The organism is Pseudomonas sp. HLT2-19-2, assembly GCF_054898005.1.
The window spans coordinates 5,799,801-5,818,152 of sequence record NZ_CM142712.1 but is presented as its reverse complement, the minus strand read 5'-3'; the positions used below and the strand labels follow the sequence as shown (position 1 = coordinate 5,818,152).

Sequence of the window (18,352 nt, the reverse complement as noted above, 5' to 3'; positions counted from 1 at the left end):
CGTGAACAAGCTGGGTCAATCGCAGTCTGTTCTGCATCGAATATTTATTTGCCGAGGCGCCCTTTGGCGCGTCGCTACCGTGAGATAGCCGTCCTCCATGTTTGGTTCCAACGACGACAAGAAAGCCCCAGCTGAGGCTGGTGAGAAGAAAAGCCTGTTCGGATGGCTGCGCAAAAAGCCGCAGGAACCCGTCGTCGAACAGCCACAGCCACTTCCTGAGCCAACGCCTGCGCCGGTCATAGAAGAAGAGCCCGCGCCGGTTGTCTTGCCGATCGCTGAGCCGGTGCTGCAACCGATAGTCGAGGCTGAGCCTGAAACTGAACTGGTGGTTGAGCTGCCGCTGGCGCCAACCGCAGAGCCGTGGCTGACCTTGCCTGTGGCGGAAGAGCCGGTGGCATTGGTCGAAGATGAGCTGGTGCCGCACGTTGCGCCGCCGATTCCAGCGCCGAGCGCATTTGCTCCGGAGCCCGTTCAGGCGCCAGTGGTTGAGCCGGTTGTCGCGCCAGTTGTCATGGCCGAGCCTGCGTTCGTGGTCCCGGAGCCTGTCGTTCCTGCATTTGTTGCTCCGGTTGCTCCAGCACCCGCACCGGTTGTCGCTCCCGTTGCCGCCGCACCTGTCGCTCTCGTCGAAGCGCCTGCCGAGCCTGCGCGTACCGAAGAAACCAAAGCCGGTTTCTTCGCCCGCCTGAAACAAGGCTTGTCCAAGACCAGCGCCAGCATCGGCGAAGGCATGGCCAGCCTGTTTCTGGGCAGGAAGATCATCGATGACGAGTTGCTCGAAGACATCGAAACCCGCCTGCTGACCGCCGACGTTGGCGTCGAGGCGACGTCGGTGATCATTCAGCATCTGACCCAGAAAGTTGCCCGTAAAGAACTGGCCGATGCCGATGCGCTGTACAAATCCCTGCAAGCGGAACTGGCGGCGATGCTCAAGCCGGTCGAGCAACCGCTGAAAATCACTTCGCAGAGCAAGCCGTTCGTGATTCTGGTCGTCGGCGTCAACGGCGCCGGCAAGACCACCACCATCGGCAAACTGGCGAAAAAGCTCCAACTTGAAGGCAAGAAAGTCATGCTCGCGGCCGGCGATACCTTCCGCGCCGCCGCCGTCGAGCAATTGCAGGTCTGGGGCGAACGCAACAAGATCCCGGTCATCGCCCAGCACACCGGCGCTGACTCGGCTTCGGTTATCTTCGACGCCGTGCAAGCGGCCAAGGCCCGTGGCATCGACGTGCTGATCGCCGACACCGCCGGTCGTCTGCACACCAAAGACAATTTGATGGAAGAGCTGAAGAAGGTTCGCCGGGTGATCAGCAAGCTTGACGCCGACGCGCCTCACGAGGTGCTGTTGGTGCTCGATGCCGGTACGGGGCAGAACGCGATCAGTCAGGCCAAGCAATTCAACCAGACCGTCGAACTGACCGGCCTGGCGCTGACCAAGCTCGACGGCACCGCAAAAGGTGGGGTGATTTTCGCCCTCGCCAAGCAGTTTGGCTTGCCTATTCGATACATCGGCGTCGGTGAAGGCATCGATGATTTGCGTACTTTTGAAGCAGAACCCTTTGTCCAGGCACTGTTTGCCGAGCGGGAGCGTTCATGATTCGTTTCGAGCAGGTCGGTAAGCGCTACCCGAACGGTCACGTCGGCTTGCATGAGTTGAGCTTTCGAGTCCGTCGGGGCGAGTTTTTGTTTGTGACCGGCCACTCCGGCGCCGGTAAAAGCACCTTGTTGCGCCTGCTGCTGGCGATGGAGCGTCCAACCACCGGCAAATTGCTGTTGGCCGGTCAAGACCTGAGCACCATCAGCAATGCGCAGATTCCTTACCTGCGGCGGCAGATCGGCGTGGTGTTCCAGAACCACCAGTTACTGTTCGATCGCACGGTGTTCAACAATATCGCGCTGCCCTTGCAGATCCTTGGACTGTCCAAGGCCGAAATCGCCAAGCGCGTGGATTCGGCCCTGGAGCGCGTAGCGCTCTCGGACAAGACCGATCTTTACCCCGGCGACCTGTCCACCGGTCAGCAACAGCGCGTCGGCATCGCCCGCGCCATCGTGCACCGCCCGGCCTTGCTGCTGGCAGATGAGCCGACTGGTAACCTCGATCCGCGGCTGGCGGCAGAAATCATGGGCGTGTTCGAAGACATCAACCGTCTGGGTACCAGCGTGCTGATTGCCAGTCACGACCTGGCGCTGATCGCCCGTATGCGTCACCGCATGCTGACCCTGCAGCGGGGCCGATTGATTGGCGACGGGGAGGCTGGCGTATGAGTGCGACACGCAGCCCCAAGGTTTCCGAGCGCGTGGCCCCAAAGGCCGCCGACCCGCAGCCGCAGAAGAAAAAACGCGACGATGATGACGGTCCGGACTTCGCCACGCTGTTTCGTGCCTGGGTTGAGAGTCATCGGGCCAGCCTGATCGATAGCTTGCGTCGTTTGGGCAAGCAGCCAATCGGTAGCTTCTTTACCTGCATGGTGATGGCGGTGGCTCTGAGCTTGCCTATGGGCCTGTCACTTTTGCTAAGTAACGTCGAGCGCCTCGGCGGTTCCTGGCAGCGTGCGGCGCAGATTTCCCTGTACCTGCAAATCGAGGCCAGCCCCGCTGAGGGTGAGTCGCTGCGCGAGCAGATCAAGGGGATGCCCGGCGTCGCCGATGCTGAATATGTCGGCCGCGATCAAGCGCTGGAAGAGTTTCAGCAGCAGTCCGGTCTGGGCGAGGCGCTTAAGGAACTGCCGGAGAACCCGCTGCCGGGCGTGGTTCTGGTGACGCCGAATGAAGTCGACAAACCCGCCCTTGAAGCATTACGACAAAAACTTTCCGAGTTGCCCAAGGTACAACAGGCACAACTTGATCTAGTCTGGGTCGAGCGTCTGGCAGCGATCCTCAAGCTGGGCGACCGTTTTGTCTTCGGTCTGACCGTGCTTTTGGTTTCTGCATTACTTTTGGTGATAGGCAATACCATTCGTCTTCATATTGAAAACCGCCGCACAGAGATAGAAGTGATTAAACTCGTCGGCGGCACTGACAGCTATGTGCGTAGGCCCTTTCTATATATGGGTGCGCTTTATGGCTTCGGTGCGGGGGTTTTTTCCTGGGGCGTATTGGCGTTTGGCCTTGATTGGCTGAACGATGCGGTAGTGGGGCTGGCCGGCTTGTACGGCAGTGATTTCGCGCTGGCCGGAGTGCCAGTTGCCGATGGTCTGTCGCTCTTGCTTGGCGCGGTGCTGTTGGGGTATATCGGTGCATGGATTGCAGTCGCACGCCACCTGAGGGAGCTTGCGCCTAAGTAGTATCATTTTGCTCGTATTGACCCTTTCAGCGTTTATGGGAACTTGTCTTTCGGTTTCCGGTCAATTTTCGCAGTGCTGAACTGCACGAGTTATGTAAGTCGGAGGTTTTTTCGTATGACCAATTCTTTGCAACCTGCATATGCTCTGGTCCCGGGTGCGAACCTGGAGGCCTATGTGCACACGGTGAACAGCATTCCATTGCTGACGCCGGAGCAGGAGCGTGAACTGGCCGAGAGTCTCTATTATGAGCAGGATTTGGGGGCGGCTCGGCAGATGGTGCTCGCCCACCTGCGTTTTGTTGTACATATCGCCCGTAGCTATTCCGGTTACGGTCTGGCTCAGGCCGACCTGATCCAGGAAGGCAACGTCGGCCTGATGAAGGCCGTGAAGCGCTTCAACCCGGAAATGGGTGTACGCCTGGTGTCCTTTGCCGTGCACTGGATCAAGGCGGAAATCCACGAGTTCATTCTGCGCAACTGGCGCATTGTGAAAGTCGCGACCACCAAGGCTCAACGCAAGTTGTTTTTCAACCTGCGCAGCCAGAAGAAACGTCTGGCGTGGCTGAACAACGAGGAAGTCCACCGTGTGGCGGAAAGCCTCGGTGTAGAGCCTCGGGAAGTGCGCGAGATGGAAAGTCGCCTGACCGGCCATGACATGGCCTTCGACCCGGCCGCGGAAGCGGACGATGACAGCGCTTTCCAATCGCCGGCCAACTATCTGGAAGACCACCGGTACGACCCGGCCCGTCAACTGGAAGATGCTGACTGGAGCGACAACTCGAACCACAACCTGCACGTAGCGCTTGAAGTGCTGGACGACCGTAGCCGTGACATCCTCTACCAGCGCTGGCTGGCAGAAGAAAAAGCCACGCTGCACGACCTGGCGCAGAAGTACAACGTGTCGGCCGAGCGTATTCGTCAGCTCGAGAAGAGCGCGATGAACAAGCTCAAGTTGTCGATCGCCGCTTAACCTGCGCGCCCGGCAACAAAAAACGCCCCGATCATTGATCGGGGCGTTGTTGTTTGTGCATCAAAAAGTCACTGTGCCCAAGGTGCGCGGCGCGATTCATTAAGCCCAGCAAGGTAGCTGTCACCACCGAGCTGACTCATCTGCCGCCGAATCCATCCCGCTCGCCGTGCGACATAGTTGGTTGGATGACCGGCACTCCAAACGCGCGGGTTAGGCAGCACCGCAGCCAGCGAACTGGCCTGCTGCCGGGACAGCGAGCGAGCGCCGACGCCAAAGTGATGCCTGGCCGCTGCTTCGGCGCCAAACACACCGTCATCCCATTCAACGCTGTTGAGGTACACCTCGAGAATTCGCTGTTTGGGCCAAAGCACTTCGATCAGCCCGGTAAACCAGGCTTCCAGGCCTTTGCGTAACCAGCTGCGGCCGGACCACAGAAACAGATTCTTCGAGACCTGCTGACTCAGGGTGCTGGCGCCGCGAATCGATCCGCCGAGTTCGTTGTGGGCCAGAGCGGCCTGGATCGCGCCAAAGTCAAAACCCCAATGCTCCGGGAATTTCTGATCCTCGCCGGCAATCACCGCGACTTTCAGGTCGTCGGAGATTTCATCCCAGGGTTTCCAGGTGCGTTGCAGGTCGATGGGTTCGCCGTCGAACCAGGATTCGACCTTGCGCTCGACCATCAAGGCCGTTCCAGGTGGTGGTACCACGCGAAAAATCAGAACCAGCAATACGCTGCCCCCCGCGAACCAGAGCAGGGCCTTCGTGAATCGTCGCAAAAATAAACGCAGCATAGAGATGGCTTGGCCGAACCCGTTGAGCGGGCCATTATACAGACCCTGTTGATCGAGTCTGACTGGAGTTCTTCATGCTGCGTGGCTTTCTGATGCTGGCCGCTTTTTTCGGCTTCACCGGCGTTGCCCTTGGCGCGTTCGCCGCCCACGGCCTGAAAAACCGTCTGACGCCCGAATACCTGGCGATCTTCCACACTGGCGTTACCTATCAACTGGTGCACACGTTGGCATTGTTGGGCGTAGCGTTGCTGGCGACGCAGATTCCGGGACGACTGGTGACCTGGGCCGGGACGTCCTTTGCCATCGGCATCCTGTTGTTCTCCGGTAGCCTCTACGTGCTCACGCTGACCGGCGTCAGCAAGCTCGGGATCGTCACGCCGTTCGGTGGACTCGCGTTCCTTGCGGGCTGGATTTGCCTGGGGCTTGCCGCCTGGCGCTTGAGATGACGGCGCGCAGTCGTGATCATGAAGCCGAGTGAGTTTCTGGCTGCATCAGCCCGCGTTTTTCAGGGCGTTCAGCAGTGCCTGTGTGAAAGTCGGTTCAAGGACGCGGTTGCCATATCCGCTGAGGTGATCGGCGTCGCGGAAAAGTGGTTTATCGTCGTCAAAGGCTGAACAGGTTCGGCCTGGGCACAAAAGCGGCAGCGGATCCCAGACCTGAAGCATCGGATACTGGCGGGTTAACCGCTCGATCAGCGCCATTTGCGGGGCACGTAGCTGCTCAAGCTGGTCGCGCTCCATGGTGAACCCGGGTGCGCAGATCGGGTTCATCCGGTTGAACCAGTCCGAGCAGCGATAGGGTGGGGCCTTGAATAGAGGCTTGGGAGCATCAATCAGCACCTGCACCCTGGCGGTCATCAAGCGCGTCAGGACCGTTTCAGCGGAGGCTTGGGCACCTTCAATCTGCTCGGGTGTGAATTCAGAAAGCACGTCGTTGAGCACTTCTTCTTCTCCACGTGCCCACTCGCGCCCTGCCATCTCTGGCATTCGCAACGAGGCGAGGAAGACGATATCTCCCGGGTTTGCCCGCGCTTCAATGTTCCGTAGGGCTCTTTCCCGGGCTTGAGTGCACGCACCTTGCGGGTCTGGTGCGATGAGACTGACCACCGCGCAGCCGCCGCGCTCATATTCCACGACCTTGATACCCAGTTGCTGCGATGCGAGGCTCAACATCGTGCGATAGGCCGCTGCATGCGAATCGCCGATAACAAACAGCTGACGGCCCTGCCATTGCAAGTCCTTGATCGGTTCGCTGGCCGAGCGTTGCGGCAACCGTCTGGAGAACCAAGTGTAGGTATCGCTGGTCTTGCTCAGCGACAGCGCCTCGGGATTCTCGGACACCCACCGCGCACCTGACCAAGACAGGCCGATCGCCGCAAGGCACGAGGCGATCGTGATCCAGGCCTGGCGTTGAAGAAGCGAATTGCCGGTGCGCAAGGGTGTCTCAACCGCGTGATAGGAGACCGCAGCGAGTGCCGTGACGATGACCGGGTAGGCCAATTGCACGGCGAGCTGCTCCAGGCCGGTGGTCCAGCGCAGGAACACCAGGACTGGCCAATGCCAAAGATACAACGAGTAGGACAGCCGGCCAATATAGGTCGCGGGTGACGATTGCAGCAGGCGCAGGGGTAGGGATGGGGTGTCAGTTTTCTGTACCAGGGCGGTAATGACCAGCAAGGTGCCGGAAACGGTGACGAGTGCCCAAGGGAAAGGGAATTGGTTTTCGTCGGCAAGGAACAGTCCGCCGATGACCAGTGCGAGTCCGCCGAGAAGCATGGTTCGGGTTGCGGCAGCCGAATACAGTGTGAAGCGGCCTGTTCCGATCCACTGGTAAAGGATCGCCCCTGCGGCCAGCTCCCAGAATCGGCTGGGCAGCAGGTAGAACGCTTCGAGCGGATTGTCCCGTGTCTGAATGGCGCTAAGCGCCAGTGATATCAGCGCCAGCAGGGGCAGGAGCGCCCAGACGAACCTGTTCCGTTGCTTGTAGCGCAACCAGGCGAAGTAGATCAGCGGGAATATCAGGTAGAACTGCTCTTCTACGGCCAGGGTCCAGGTGTGGGTATAGGGGTTGAGCAGGGCGGAAGGCGAGAAATAGGTGTCGGTGTTCCAGGCCAGCACGAAGTTGCTCATACCAAAGAAAGCGGCCAGGCCGGTACGGTCATTCTGCATGCTGAGCCAGGCTTGCGGCACGAACATCGCTGAGAACAGGCCGCTTGCCAGTAGAACCACCAGCAGTGCGGGCACGATGCGCAGAAATCGCCGGCGATAGAAGTCTGCCAGATAGGCTGCAAAGCCCATGTCGGAGCGAGCGGATAGCGACTGGCTGATGACGTAGCCCGAGATCACGAAGAAGATGTCGACGCCGGTAAAACCGCCGGGCAGAACGTTCAGGAAATCGGCGTGAAAGATGATCACGCTTAGGACAGCGACAGCGCGCAGGCCGTCGATAGCGGGGATATTCGGTGTCGATTGGACGCTGGACACAGGTCCTCCTTGCGTGTGTGATCACTTTTGGTGCGGCTTCGACGCGAGACGAGGAATATAAAAGGTTCGGGCACAGCTTGAACTATAAAGGTGTTGCAGGGTTAGTCCGTGCCCTTGGAGTGCGCCCCTGGTCCGTGCTGCGAGCGCCGCCTGGCGGTTGAGTTGACTGGCCGGTCCATTTCATGACGAATGGCTTGGGTCACCAAGACTGATCGGGCTAGAATGCCAGCCCCTAAAAATGATGGCGGCATTCGGTATGCGCATTCAGTTGAACGGCGAATCCCTTGAACTGCCCGACGGCGAAACCGTTGCGGCCCTGCTGACCCGTCTGGATCTGACCGGACGCCGGGTGGCGGTCGAACTCAATCTGGATATCGTCCCGCGCAGCCAGCATGCCGACACCACGCTGAACGACGGCGACAATGTCGAAGTGGTACACGCCATCGGCGGCGGCTAGTCGCCCGGCCCGCAAGGGCACAGAATTCTGCAAGAACCTCACCCCTACAGAGGATTTCCCATGAGCATCGTTCGTAGCGACAAGCCCTTCGTCCTGGCCGGTCGTACTTACCAGTCGCGTTTGCTGGTAGGTACCGGCAAGTACCGCGACATGGAAGAAACCCGCCTGGCCATCGAAGCCTCGGGTGCCGAGATCGTCACATTCGCCGTGCGCCGCACCAACCTCGGCCAGAACCCGGGCGAACCGAACCTGCTCGAAGTCCTGTCGCCGGATCGCTACACCTTCCTGCCTAACACCGCCGGTTGCTTCGACGCTACCGAGGCTGTGCGCACCTGTCGCTTGGCCCGTGAGCTGCTCGGCGGCCACAATCTGGTGAAGCTGGAAGTGCTGGCGGACCAGAAAACCCTGTTCCCTAACGTGATCGAGACCCTCAAAGCCGCCGAAGTGCTGGTCAAGGAAGGTTTCGACGTTATGGTTTACACCAGCGATGACCCAATCATCGCCCGTCAACTGGCGGAAATCGGCTGCATCGCGGTGATGCCGCTGGCCGGTCTGATCGGTACAGGCCTTGGGATCTGCAACCCGTACAACCTGCAGATCATCCTCGAAGAAGCCAAGATTCCGGTGCTGGTGGATGCCGGTGTCGGTACCGCTTCCGACGCCACCATCGCCATGGAACTGGGTTGCGAAGCGGTGCTGATGAACTCGGCCATCGCCCATGCCCAGCAGCCGATCATGATGGCTGAAGCCATGAAACACGCCATCGTCGCGGGCCGCCTGGCCTACCTCGCCGGCCGCATGCCGAAAAAACTTTATGCCAGCGCCTCCTCGCCGCTGGATGGTCTGATCAAGTAAGAGCCATTGATGACTGAATCAAACGACACGCCAATCCAGACGGAAGAAGGCGAAGAGCGCCAACACCGCCGCATCAAGAGTTTCGTGATGCGCGCCGGACGCATGACCGAAGGCCAGCAAAAAGGCCTGGAGCAGGGCACGCCGCTGTTCGTCCTGCCGTTGGCAGATGCGCCGGTAGACTTCGACCAGGTGTTCGGCCGTTCGGCGCCGCGCTTCCTGGAAATCGGCTTCGGCATGGGTCATTCGCTGCTGGAAATGGCCGCGGCCTCGCCGGAACAGGATTTTATCGGCGTGGAAGTGCACCGTCCGGGTGTTGGTGCGTTGCTCAATGGCGTGCTGACTCAAGGCCTGACCAACCTGCGGGTCTACGATTGCGATGCGATCGAAGTGCTCAACCGCTGCGTGGCCGACAACAGCCTCGATCGCCTGATGCTGTTTTTCCCGGACCCGTGGCACAAGAGCCGTCACCACAAGCGCCGTATCGTTCAGGCGTCGTTCGCTGAACTGGTGCGCAGCAAGTTGAAGGTCGGCGGTGTGCTGCACATGGCCACCGACTGGGAACCGTACGCCGAGTACATGCTGGAAGTGATGAACGTTGCGCCGGGTTACCGCAACCTGGCCGAAGACGGCAAATGCGTCCCGCGCCCGACCGAGCGCCCGATCACCAAGTTCGAACGCCGCGGCGAACGACTTGGGCATGGCGTGTGGGATCTGAAGTTCGAAAAACAGTCCTGAGCCCTAACGCAATAAAAACTGTGGGAGCGAGCTTGCTCCCACAGTTGTTTGTGGTGTGTCCGAGAGTCAGCGGCGGTCTGCTACGACGCCAATCAACACCAGCACCACCAACAACACCGGCGCCAGGCTGTAGTTGTTGAACTGGCTCAGGCCTTTGATGATCCACGGCGTGGCGTAGATCAGCGCCATGCCGCTGCCGACCATGCACAGCAGGGCCATTAGCGGGACGCGCAAGGCGCCGGCGATGCTGCCCAGGCGTTGTTCGACCCAGCCTTTGATATCGGCGCCAAACAACACCAGCAGGCAGCCCACCAGTGCCAGAGCGATTTCCGACAGGTTGCTACGGCTCCAGCGGGACGCGGTGGCGAGCAGGTCGAGTATCAAATCCATTCGTTTTCCCTTAAGGCTGAAATCAGCTCAGAAATGTCTGCAGCAAGTCATTGAGAAAGAGTTGTCCGCGCTCGGTGGCCGCCAGACGTGACGGTTCGACCTGCAACAAGCCACTTTGTTCGGCGACGCGGCGGCCTTCGGCGAGGCTTTCCAATGCAAGCCCGGTGCGCTCCGGATACAGCCGCGATTCAACACCTGCCGTCAGGCGCAAGGCGTTCATCAGGAACTCGAACGGCAGCTCTTCGTTGGTCAGGGCTTTCTCCCCGGCCTTGAAGCTTTTGGCCGGGTTGAGGTAGTCCTTCGGCAGACGGGTTTTCCAGGTGCGGACAATGCGCCCGTCCGGATGGCTGAGCTTGCCGTGAGCCCCGGCACCGATGCCAATGAAGTCGCCGAAACTCCAGTAATTGAGGTTATGCCGCGCCGGGCGACCTGGCTGGGCATAAGCCGAGACTTCGTATTGCGCGTAACCGTGCTCGGCTAACAGTGCCTGGCCTGCTTCCTGAATGTCCCACAGGGTGTCGTCTTCCGGCAGCGTCGGCGGCTGGTTCCAGAACACCGTGTTCGGTTCCAGGGTCAGCTGATACCAGGACAAGTGGGTCGGCTTCAGGGCGATGGCCTGGCGCAGGTCGCTCAGGGCGTCGTCCAGGGACTGATCGGGTAAACCGTGCATCAGGTCCAGATTGAAGTTGTCGAACCCGGCCTGACGAGCCATGCCAGCGGCACGTACCGCTTCGTCACCGTTGTGGATCCGCCCCAGGGCCTTGAGTTTCTCTTCCTGAAAGCTCTGGATGCCGATCGACAGGCGATTGATGCCCAACGCCCGGTAGGCGACGAACTTCTCTTGCTCGAACGTTCCCGGATTGGCTTCCAGAGTGATCTCGATGTCGCGGGCAAACGGAATGCGTTGCTCGACGCCATTGAGCAAGCGGCCCAAGGCTTCGGCGCTGAACAGGCTCGGCGTGCCGCCTCCAAAGAAGATCGAACTCAGCTCACGGCCATAGACCGCAGGCAGGTCCTGATCGAGGTCGGCGAGCAGCGCGTCCACATAGTCTTCTTCCGGCAGTACCGGGCTGGCGGTGTGGGAATTGAAGTCGCAATAAGGGCATTTGCGCACACACCACGGGATGTGGATGTACAGCGCCAAGGGCGGCAGCGTTGGCAACGCGGCCCGTGGCGATTGTGCGTCGCCGCCGAAGATCAGCGGCGATGCGGATGAGTCGTGGATCATTTCAGGCCCAGACGCTGGCGCAGCAGATCCATTGCACGGGCGCGGTGGCTGATGAGGTTCTTGTCGCTGGGGCTCAGCTCGGCACTCGAGCAATCGCGCTCCGGCACCCAGAACAGCGGATCGTAACCAAAACCGTGTTCGCCGCTCGCCGCTGGCAGGATTCGTCCGTGCCACAGGCCTTCGCAGAGGATCGGTAACGGATCGTCGGCATGCCGCACCAGCGCCAGCACACAGACGAACTGAGCACCGCGTTCGTCTTGCGGCACGTCTTTCAACACATCGAGCAGTTTGGCGTTGTTCGCCGCATCGCCCTGGCCGTCGGCGTAACGGGCCGAGTAGATACCCGGCGCACCGCCGAGGAAATCCACGGCCAGCCCGGAATCGTCGGCCAGCGCCGGCAGGCCGGAGATGCGCGCGGCATTGCGGGCCTTGAGGATGGCGTTCTCGACGAACGACAAGCCGGTTTCTTCAGGCTCGACGCTGCTGAACTCGCCGATCGAGCGCAGTTGCACCGATTCGCCGAGCATGGCCTGAAGTTCCTTGAGTTTGCCGGCGTTATGGCTGGCCAGTACGAGTTGCGTGAAATTGATCATTGGCCGGGGAAAAGCTCTTGGTTGAAATTGATGGTGTTGGTTTTATCGCCGGTTTTAACATCGATCTTGAAGGTGCGGGTTTCCTGCTGATCCACCGGGAATTGCGCGATGTAGTAGATCGCGCCTTGTTCGGTGATCTGTTTGAATTTCAGCGGGACGGTTTGGCTGGTCAGGTCTTTCACTGACCCGCTGACTTGAGCGGTCAGCGGCTTGCCGTCCTTGATCACCGAAACGTTGATCACACCCTGGTTCTTGCTGCGCACCAGCTCCGTCGATTTGGCGATGTCCGGCGTCAGGAAGGTGGAGTTGAAGGTGTTGTAGTGCACCGTCACGTCGCCAAAGGTTTCCTGGCGCTCACCCTTGATGATGTCGGCGGCCATGGCGGTGATGCTCAGGCAGGCAGTAAGTACAAACAGCGCTAGACGACCCATTATCGTTCTCCTCGAAGTGTCGTGACTCAGACCGCGACCTTGTGGTCTTGCAGCCCGGGGCTGCTGACGCGGTAAATTCCGATTTCACCTAATAGATTAGGCCATAGCTTACTGGCCCACCCGTGGCGGTGCTGTTGATCCACGGCAAGCCGATCAATGACCTTCGCTTCACGTTCGCGACACAACGCTTCAAAGTCTTCGAAGGTGCAAAAGTGGATGTTCGGCGTGTTGTACCAGGTGTACGGGAGAAAATCGGACACCGGCATCCGGCCCTTGCTCGCCAGGTACCAGCGGCAGCGCCAGTGACCGAAGTTGGGAAAGGTGATGATGCACTGGCGACCGACGCGCAGCATTTCGTCGAGGATCTTGTCCGGGTAGTGCACGGCTTGCAGTGCCTGGGTCATGACCACGACGTCGAAGCTGTTGCTGGCAAAGTTGCCCAGGCCCTTGTCCAGGTCCTGCTCGATGACGTTGATGCCCTTGGCCACGCACTCGGCGATGTTGTCCGGGTCGTTTTCCAGGCCATAGCCGGTGACTTGCTTGTTATCACGCAGCCAGGTCAGCAATTCGCCGTCGCCGCAACCGAGGTCGAGCACGCGGCTGCCGGCGGGGATCCATTCCTGGATGATTTCCAGATCGGCTCTCATGTCTTCCTCAAAGCAAAATACGGTTCATGTAGTTGCTGAACGCCTGCAGGTAGCGCGGGATCGGAATCAGAAAGGCGTCGTGGCCTTGCGGAGCATCGATCTCCAGGTAGCAGACGTCTTTCCTGGCCGCCATCAGCGCGTCCACCAGTTCCCGCGAGCGGGCAGGGGAGAAACGCCAATCGGTGGTAAAGGACATCACGCAGAACTTGGCCTGGACGTTGGCGAAGGTTTTCGCCAGGTCATCGTCGAAGTTCGCCGCCGGGTCGAAGTAATCCAGCGCCTTGGTCATCAGCAGGTACGTGTTGGCGTCGAAACGCCCGGAGAACTCTTCGCCCTGATAACGCAGGTAGCTTTCGACTTGGAACTCGACGCTGTGGAAGTCGTAGTTGAGCTTTTCGCTCTTCAGGCCCCGGCCGAATTTCTCGCCCATGGAGTCGTCGGACAGGTACGTGATGTGTCCGACCATCCGCGCCAGCATCAAACCGCGCTTGGGGATCACGCCCGCTTCCTGGAACGAACCGCCGTGGAATTCGGGGTCGGTGAGGATCGCCTGGCGCGCCACTTCGTTGAAGGCAATGTTCTGCGCCGACAGCTTGGGTGCCGAGGCGATGGCCAGGCAGTGTCGAATGCGATCAGGGTAAGTGATGCTCCACTGCATGGCCTGCATACCACCAAGACTGCCGCCGATCACGGCAGCCCATTGACTGATTCCGATCCGGTCGGCGAGGCGCGCCTGACTGTGAACCCAGTCTTCTACGGTCAGTACCGGGAAGTCGGCGCCAAACGGCTTGCCGGTGTCCGGATTGACGCTGCTCGGGCCGGTGGAGCCATTGCAACCACCGAGGTTGTTCAGGCTGACCACGAAGAACTTGTGGGTGTCGATCGGCTTGCCGGGGCCGATGCAGCTGTCCCACCAACCGGGCTTGCGGTCGTCGGGGCTGTGGAAACCGGCAGCGTGATGGTGACCGGACAAGGCGTGGCAGATCAGCACGGCATTGCTCGCCGTGGCGTTCAGCGTGCCGTAGGTTTCATAGATCAGGTCATAAGCTGGGAGCGAACGGCCGCAGGCCAAGGCCAGGGGTTCGCTGAAGTGCGCCACTTGCGGCGTCACCAGACCAACAGAATCGGGGGGAAAGGCAGTTGGCATCGACCCTGCTCTCGTTGAAATGAGGCGTAAGTCTAAAGACCGCTGCCTTTAGCAGCAAGCTAACGCCGGGCCTGATTTCATTCAGTTAGACCGAGGTGCGGCCATCGCGGGCAAGCCACGCTCCCACATTGGAAATGAATACCCTGTGGGAGCGTGGCTTGCCCGCGAAGAACGATGAAGCGGTGAGCCTGCCGGTCAGATCAGCAAACGGAGGATTTCCGGCATCATCGTCATGGCGGCGAGGTTGTTGATCACCAGCATGTCGATCAGCTTGAGCACCATGAACGCCAGGATTGGCGAGATATCCAGGCCGCCAAGGTTCGGCACGATCTTGCGGAACGGCGCCAGGGCCGGTTCGCAGATCTGGTTCACCAGCTCGGCGCCAGGGTTATGGCTGCCCGGTGCGACCCACGACAGGATCACGCTGATGATCAGAGCAAAGAAGAAAATCTTCAGGAACAGCGCGGTCACGCCGATCAACGACCAGATCAGCAATTGCAGCGGGTTGCCGATAGTGCCGTAAGTCAGCAGCAGAGTCAGGGCCATCAGCGCCAGTTGCACGAGGATTGCCAGCACCAGCGAGGACATGTCCAGGCCGAACATGCTCGGGATAATCCGGCGCAGTGGCTTGAGCAGCGGTTGAGTGGCTTTTACAGCGAACTGGCAGAGCGGGTTGTAGAAGTTCGCGCGTACCAGTTGCAGCACGAAGCGCAGCAGCACGATCAGCAGGTACAGGCTGCCGAGGGTTTGCAGCACGTAGACCGCTGCAGTATTCAATCCAATCATGTAAGGCTCCTTATTGACCCAATTGTTCGGCCATCTCGGCCGAGCGGTGCGCAGCGGCGCCGAGTGCTTTTTCTACCAGGGCTTCGAAGCCTCCGGCCTGGAACGACTTGATCGCCGCTTCCGTCGTGCCCGCAGGCGACGTCACGCGGCGACGCAGTTCAGCAGCGTCGACGTCACTGGCTACCGCCATGTGAGCAGCGCCCAAAGCGGTTTGCAGGGTCAGTTGTGCAGCGGTTTCCGGCGGCAGGCCAAGTTTCACGCCCGCGGCGGTCATGGCTTCGATCAGCAGGAAGAAGTACGCCGGGCCCGAGCCGGAAACGGCGGTGACTGCGTCCAGTTGTTGCTCTTCGTTCAGCCACAGAGCAATGCCGACGGCCGACAGCAGCTCTTCGGCTTGCTGGCGTTGTTCGGCGTTCACTTCGGCGGTGGCGAACAAACCGCTCACGCCCTGACGCACCAGCGCCGGGGTATTGGGCATGCAGCGCACGATCGGCTGGGCGCCGAGCCAGTTGTTCATGCTGGCGCAGGTGATGCCGGCAGCAATCGAGACCACCAGTTGATTCGGCTTGAGGCTTGGGCGAATCGCTTCGCAGACGGCTTTCATCGCTTGGGGTTTTACCGCCAGTACGATGACTTCGGCGCCCTGGATGGCTTCGGCGTTGTCGGCGAATACTTCAACGCCGTGTTCAGCGTTCACTTTGGCGCGGGTTTCAGCGCCCGGATCACTGGCGCGGATCTGCGCGGCGTCCAGACCTTTGGCGCGCAGGCCACCGATCAGGCTGGCGGCCATGTTGCCGGCACCGATAAAGGCAATACGAGTCTTGCTCATGTCAGGTCCTTATAAAGAGAGGAGTCAGCCACGTTATGGCTGGCCATGCATTTGTTGAGAGCCGCGAGCACCAAACAGGGCCGTGCCGATGCGGACCCAAGTGGCGCCCATGGCGATGGCCGACTCGAGGTCGTGGCTCATGCCCATGGAAAGTGTGTCGAGCGGCAGGTTCAGGCTGGCTTGCAGGCGCTGCACGGCAGCAAAAGCGGCATCCTGGGCGGCGCGATCGTCAGTCGGCTCGGGGATTGCCATCAAACCGCGCAGCTTGATGCGTGGCAGTTCGCTGATGGCATTGGCCAAGGCTGGCAGGTCGGCCGGGGTGCAGCCGGACTTGCTGGCTTCACCGCTGACGTTGACCTGGATACAGATGTTCAGTGGTGGCAAATCGCCAGGACGTTGTTCGGACAGGCGTTGTGCGATTTTCAAACGATCCACGGAATGCACCCAGGCGAAATGCTCGGCGATAGCGCGAGTCTTATTCGATTGAATGGGGCCGATGAAGTGCCAGATCAAGGGCAGGTCGGCCAATTCGAGCTGTTTGCTCAGGGCTTCCTGCAGGTAGTTCTCGCCAAAGTCACGGATCCCGGCGGCATGCGCTTCACGCACGGCCTCGGCTGGCTTGGTCTTGCTCACAGCCAGCAACTGGATGCTGTCTTCGTCGCGCTTTGCGGCGACGCCAGCGGCGTGGATGCGTGTACTAACCTGAAGAATGTTGTCTGCTATCGTGGACATCAAGAGGCGCCAGCGGTCTGAAGGTTGGCGGCATTCTACTGGAATTGAGGAGCGCTATGGATATCACTGAGCTGCTGGCCTTCAGCGCTAAACAAGGAGCGTCCGACCTGCACCTGTCCGCCGGCCTGCCGCCGATGATCCGTGTCGATGGCGATGTGCGGCGCATCAATTTGCCGGCTCTGGACCACAAGCAGGTTCAGGCGCTGATCTACGACATCATGAACGACACTCAGCGGGTGGACTTCGAAAAGCACCTGGAAACCGACTTCTCCTTTGAGGTGCCCGGCGTGGCACGCTTTCGGGTTAACGCGTTCAACCAGAATCGTGGTGCCGGCGCAGTGTTCCGGACCATTCCGTCCAAGGTCCTGAGCATGGACGATCTCGGAATGGGAGAAGTGTTTCGCAAGATTACCGAAGCACCGCGGGGGCTGGTGCTGGTGACCGGCCCGACCGGTTCCGGCAAGTCCACTACCCTGGCGGCGATGATCGATCACCTCAACACCCACCGTCATCAGCACATCCTCACTATCGAAGACCCGATCGAGTTCGTCCATGAGTCGCGCAAATGCTTGATCAACCAGCGTGAAGTCCATCGTGATACTCGCAGTTTCGCCACGGCTCTACGCTCGGCCCTGCGGGAGGACCCGGACGTGATTCTGGTCGGTGAGATGCGCGATCTCGAGACCATTCGACTGGCGTTGACCGCCGCCGAAACCGGTCACCTGGTGTTTGGCACGCTGCACACGACATCGGCGGCAAAAACCATCGACCGGGTGGTGGACGTGTTTCCGGGGGGCGAGAAGTCGATGGTCCGTTCGATGCTTTCCGAGTCGTTACTGGCGGTGGTGTCGCAGACGCTGATCAAGAAGATCGGCGGCGGGCGGATTGCAGCCCACGAAATCATGCTCGGTACGTCAGCGATCCGTAACCTGATCCGCGAAGACAAGGTGGCGCAGATGTACTCATCAATTCAGACCGGGGGAAACCTGGGAATGCAGACGCTGGATATGTGCTTGAAGGAGCTGGTGACCAAGGGGTTGATCAGCCGCGAGCAAGCGCGGGAGAAGGCGCGTTCGCCGGATAATTTCTGAGGGGGAGTAGATCGTTCCCACGCAGACGGTTCGACGCCTCGACGTGGGAACGATTAGGTTAGCGCTGAACAACCTGAATGGCGTTCTTCTCTTTCGGCATAACCCGCTTGGCAACCACGTAGTGTTTTTGCCAGTACGGTTTTTTCAGGGTGTCGATGCTCACCGACTTGCCACGACGCGGTGCGTGGATGAAGCGGTCGTTGCCCAGGTAGATGGCAACGTGATTGACCCGACGACTCTTGATATTGAAGAAAATCAGGTCGCCCGGTTTCAGGTCGTTGCGATCGACTTTCTCCCCATGGCCGCTGGCCATGGCGTTGGAGGTGCGCGGCAGGTCAAACGTAGCGTCGTTGAACGCGTATTTCACCAGGCCACTGCAATCAAACCCTTTGCTTGGGCTGCTGCCACCCCAACGGTACGGAGTACCGAGGACGTTAACTGCGCGGCTCAGCACGTTGCTGCTTTCCTTGGTCGCCATCGGCGGAACCAGGCTGCTTTTGCTGCTCAGTTGGGGAGAGCGTTTTACGGTCTGTTTGTTTTTGCTCGAAGGAGCAGAAACATGTGATTTTTGGGTATAACCATTAACGTTAGGAAGACGTTGCTCACGATTGGTGGCGTGGGCGGCCAGTGGCATCAAAAGGCAAATGGTTAGCCATGTCTTGAAAAATGGACGCATTAGGCAAGGCTCATATAAGTTAGCGCGCAACTTTATAACAGCTTTTTTGCCCCTTCCGAGGCCGTTGGTCGATTCAACCTGAGGGCAACGGAACCAAATAAGCTGTAAATGGACGCAATTGTCGGACACAAGTGAGGTCTCACAAGGCTTCGACGGGAGACAAGGTAACAGCTGCCATACGTCGGCCACCTGTAAAAAAGTCACAAAGAATTTAAGAATATTTATCTA

Annotated in this window: 21 protein-coding genes; 9 read left to right on the top strand and 12 right to left on the bottom strand. The window is 59.7% G+C overall.

Going from position 1 to position 18,352, the window contains the following annotated elements; genetic code table 11:
- Positions 1-97: 97 nt before the first annotated feature.
- The 4 genes from ftsY (at position 98) to rpoH (ending at position 4,253) form a co-directional block, all read left to right on the top strand.
- Positions 98-1,597: a signal recognition particle-docking protein FtsY gene (gene ftsY, locus ACYZTU_RS27400; RefSeq protein ID WP_461966914.1), complete on the top strand. Its 1,500-nt coding sequence runs from the start codon at positions 98-100 to the stop codon at positions 1,595-1,597.
- A complete protein-coding gene (gene ftsE, locus ACYZTU_RS27395; RefSeq protein ID WP_008152655.1) occupies positions 1,594-2,265 on the top strand; it encodes a cell division ATP-binding protein FtsE in 672 nt (223 codons plus the stop codon). Before ftsY ends, ftsE begins: the two co-directional genes overlap by 4 nt.
- Complete coding sequence (gene ftsX, locus ACYZTU_RS27390; RefSeq protein ID WP_461966912.1) at positions 2,262-3,284, top strand: permease-like cell division protein FtsX; 1,023 nt, start codon at positions 2,262-2,264, stop codon at positions 3,282-3,284. The genes ftsE and ftsX overlap by 4 nt, the downstream gene beginning before the upstream one ends.
- Positions 3,285-3,398: 114 nt before the next feature.
- Positions 3,399-4,253 carry an RNA polymerase sigma factor RpoH gene (gene rpoH, locus ACYZTU_RS27385; RefSeq protein WP_461966910.1) on the top strand — a complete coding sequence of 285 codons (855 nt, stop codon included), beginning with the start codon at positions 3,399-3,401 and terminating at the stop codon, positions 4,251-4,253.
- A 68-nt stretch (positions 4,254-4,321) separates the two neighbouring features.
- Here the strand turns inward: rpoH and mtgA are convergent, their stop codons facing one another.
- Positions 4,322-5,044 (bottom strand): monofunctional biosynthetic peptidoglycan transglycosylase, encoded by a 723-nt coding sequence (mtgA, locus tag ACYZTU_RS27380; RefSeq protein ID WP_282383187.1) that lies wholly within the window; start codon positions 5,042-5,044, stop codon positions 4,322-4,324.
- A gap of 74 nt (positions 5,045-5,118) precedes the next feature.
- Here mtgA and ACYZTU_RS27375 point away from each other — a divergent pair, with 74 nt between their 5' ends.
- On the top strand, positions 5,119-5,490 hold the full coding sequence (locus ACYZTU_RS27375) for a DUF423 domain-containing protein (protein WP_461966908.1): 372 nt from the start codon (positions 5,119-5,121) through the stop codon (positions 5,488-5,490).
- A gap of 45 nt (positions 5,491-5,535) precedes the next feature.
- Here the strand turns inward: ACYZTU_RS27375 and ACYZTU_RS27370 are convergent, their stop codons facing one another.
- Complete coding sequence (locus tag ACYZTU_RS27370; protein WP_461966906.1) at positions 5,536-7,527, bottom strand: acyltransferase family protein; 1,992 nt, start codon at positions 7,525-7,527, stop codon at positions 5,536-5,538.
- 256 nt (positions 7,528-7,783) lie between these two features.
- On the opposite strand from ACYZTU_RS27370, the gene thiS reads away from it, so the two are divergent.
- The 3 genes from thiS to trmB are packed head-to-tail and all read left to right on the top strand — an operon-like array spanning position 7,784 to position 9,574.
- A complete protein-coding gene (gene thiS / locus ACYZTU_RS27365) occupies positions 7,784-7,984 on the top strand; it encodes a sulfur carrier protein ThiS (RefSeq protein ID WP_167394879.1) in 201 nt (66 codons plus the stop codon).
- Positions 7,985-8,044: 60 nt separating this feature from the next.
- Positions 8,045-8,839 carry a thiazole synthase gene (locus tag ACYZTU_RS27360; RefSeq protein ID WP_007897902.1) on the top strand — a complete coding sequence of 265 codons (795 nt, stop codon included), beginning with the start codon at positions 8,045-8,047 and terminating at the stop codon, positions 8,837-8,839.
- A 9-nt stretch (positions 8,840-8,848) separates the two neighbouring features.
- Complete coding sequence (gene trmB, locus ACYZTU_RS27355) at positions 8,849-9,574, top strand: tRNA (guanosine(46)-N7)-methyltransferase TrmB (protein WP_461966904.1); 726 nt, start codon at positions 8,849-8,851, stop codon at positions 9,572-9,574.
- A gap of 66 nt (positions 9,575-9,640) precedes the next feature.
- Here the strand turns inward: trmB and ACYZTU_RS27350 are convergent, their stop codons facing one another.
- The 9 genes from ACYZTU_RS27350 to ACYZTU_RS27310 form a co-directional block, all read right to left on the bottom strand.
- On the bottom strand, positions 9,641-9,964 hold the full coding sequence (locus tag ACYZTU_RS27350) for a DUF3392 domain-containing protein (protein WP_461966902.1): 324 nt from the start codon (positions 9,962-9,964) through the stop codon (positions 9,641-9,643).
- 22 nt (positions 9,965-9,986) lie between these two features.
- Positions 9,987-11,192: a radical SAM family heme chaperone HemW gene (hemW, locus tag ACYZTU_RS27345; protein WP_461966900.1), complete on the bottom strand. Its 1,206-nt coding sequence runs from the start codon at positions 11,190-11,192 to the stop codon at positions 9,987-9,989.
- A complete protein-coding gene (gene rdgB / locus ACYZTU_RS27340; protein ID WP_461966898.1) occupies positions 11,189-11,785 on the bottom strand; it encodes an RdgB/HAM1 family non-canonical purine NTP pyrophosphatase in 597 nt (198 codons plus the stop codon). The genes hemW and rdgB overlap by 4 nt, the downstream gene beginning before the upstream one ends.
- The gene (locus tag ACYZTU_RS27335; RefSeq protein ID WP_461966896.1) at positions 11,782-12,216 is read right to left on the bottom strand and encodes a DUF4426 domain-containing protein; all 435 of its coding nucleotides are present in this window, start codon (positions 12,214-12,216) and stop codon (positions 11,782-11,784) included. Before ACYZTU_RS27335 ends, rdgB begins: the two co-directional genes overlap by 4 nt.
- A gap of 26 nt (positions 12,217-12,242) precedes the next feature.
- Positions 12,243-12,863, bottom strand: coding sequence for a methionine biosynthesis protein MetW (gene metW, locus ACYZTU_RS27330; protein WP_149628312.1), 621 nt, complete (start codon positions 12,861-12,863; stop codon positions 12,243-12,245).
- Between the two features lie 7 nt (positions 12,864-12,870).
- Positions 12,871-14,010, bottom strand: coding sequence for a homoserine O-succinyltransferase MetX (gene metX / locus ACYZTU_RS27325; RefSeq protein ID WP_461966894.1), 1,140 nt, complete (start codon positions 14,008-14,010; stop codon positions 12,871-12,873).
- A gap of 195 nt (positions 14,011-14,205) precedes the next feature.
- Entirely contained in the window at positions 14,206-14,796 is a 591-nt protein-coding gene (locus ACYZTU_RS27320) for a YggT family protein (protein ID WP_461966892.1), read from the bottom strand.
- A gap of 10 nt (positions 14,797-14,806) precedes the next feature.
- Entirely contained in the window at positions 14,807-15,625 is an 819-nt protein-coding gene (gene proC / locus ACYZTU_RS27315; RefSeq protein ID WP_461966890.1) for a pyrroline-5-carboxylate reductase, read from the bottom strand.
- 33 nt (positions 15,626-15,658) lie between these two features.
- Positions 15,659-16,357 carry a YggS family pyridoxal phosphate-dependent enzyme gene (locus ACYZTU_RS27310; RefSeq protein WP_461966888.1) on the bottom strand — a complete coding sequence of 233 codons (699 nt, stop codon included), beginning with the start codon at positions 16,355-16,357 and terminating at the stop codon, positions 15,659-15,661.
- Between the two features lie 56 nt (positions 16,358-16,413).
- Here ACYZTU_RS27310 and ACYZTU_RS27305 point away from each other — a divergent pair, with 56 nt between their 5' ends.
- Complete coding sequence (locus ACYZTU_RS27305) at positions 16,414-17,448, top strand: type IV pilus twitching motility protein PilT (RefSeq protein WP_461966886.1); 1,035 nt, start codon at positions 16,414-16,416, stop codon at positions 17,446-17,448.
- Positions 17,449-17,506: 58 nt separating this feature from the next.
- On the opposite strand, the gene ACYZTU_RS27300 is transcribed toward ACYZTU_RS27305, so the two are convergent.
- The gene (locus tag ACYZTU_RS27300; protein ID WP_461966884.1) at positions 17,507-18,124 is read right to left on the bottom strand and encodes a C40 family peptidase; all 618 of its coding nucleotides are present in this window, start codon (positions 18,122-18,124) and stop codon (positions 17,507-17,509) included.
- Positions 18,125-18,352: the final 228 nt, after the last annotated feature.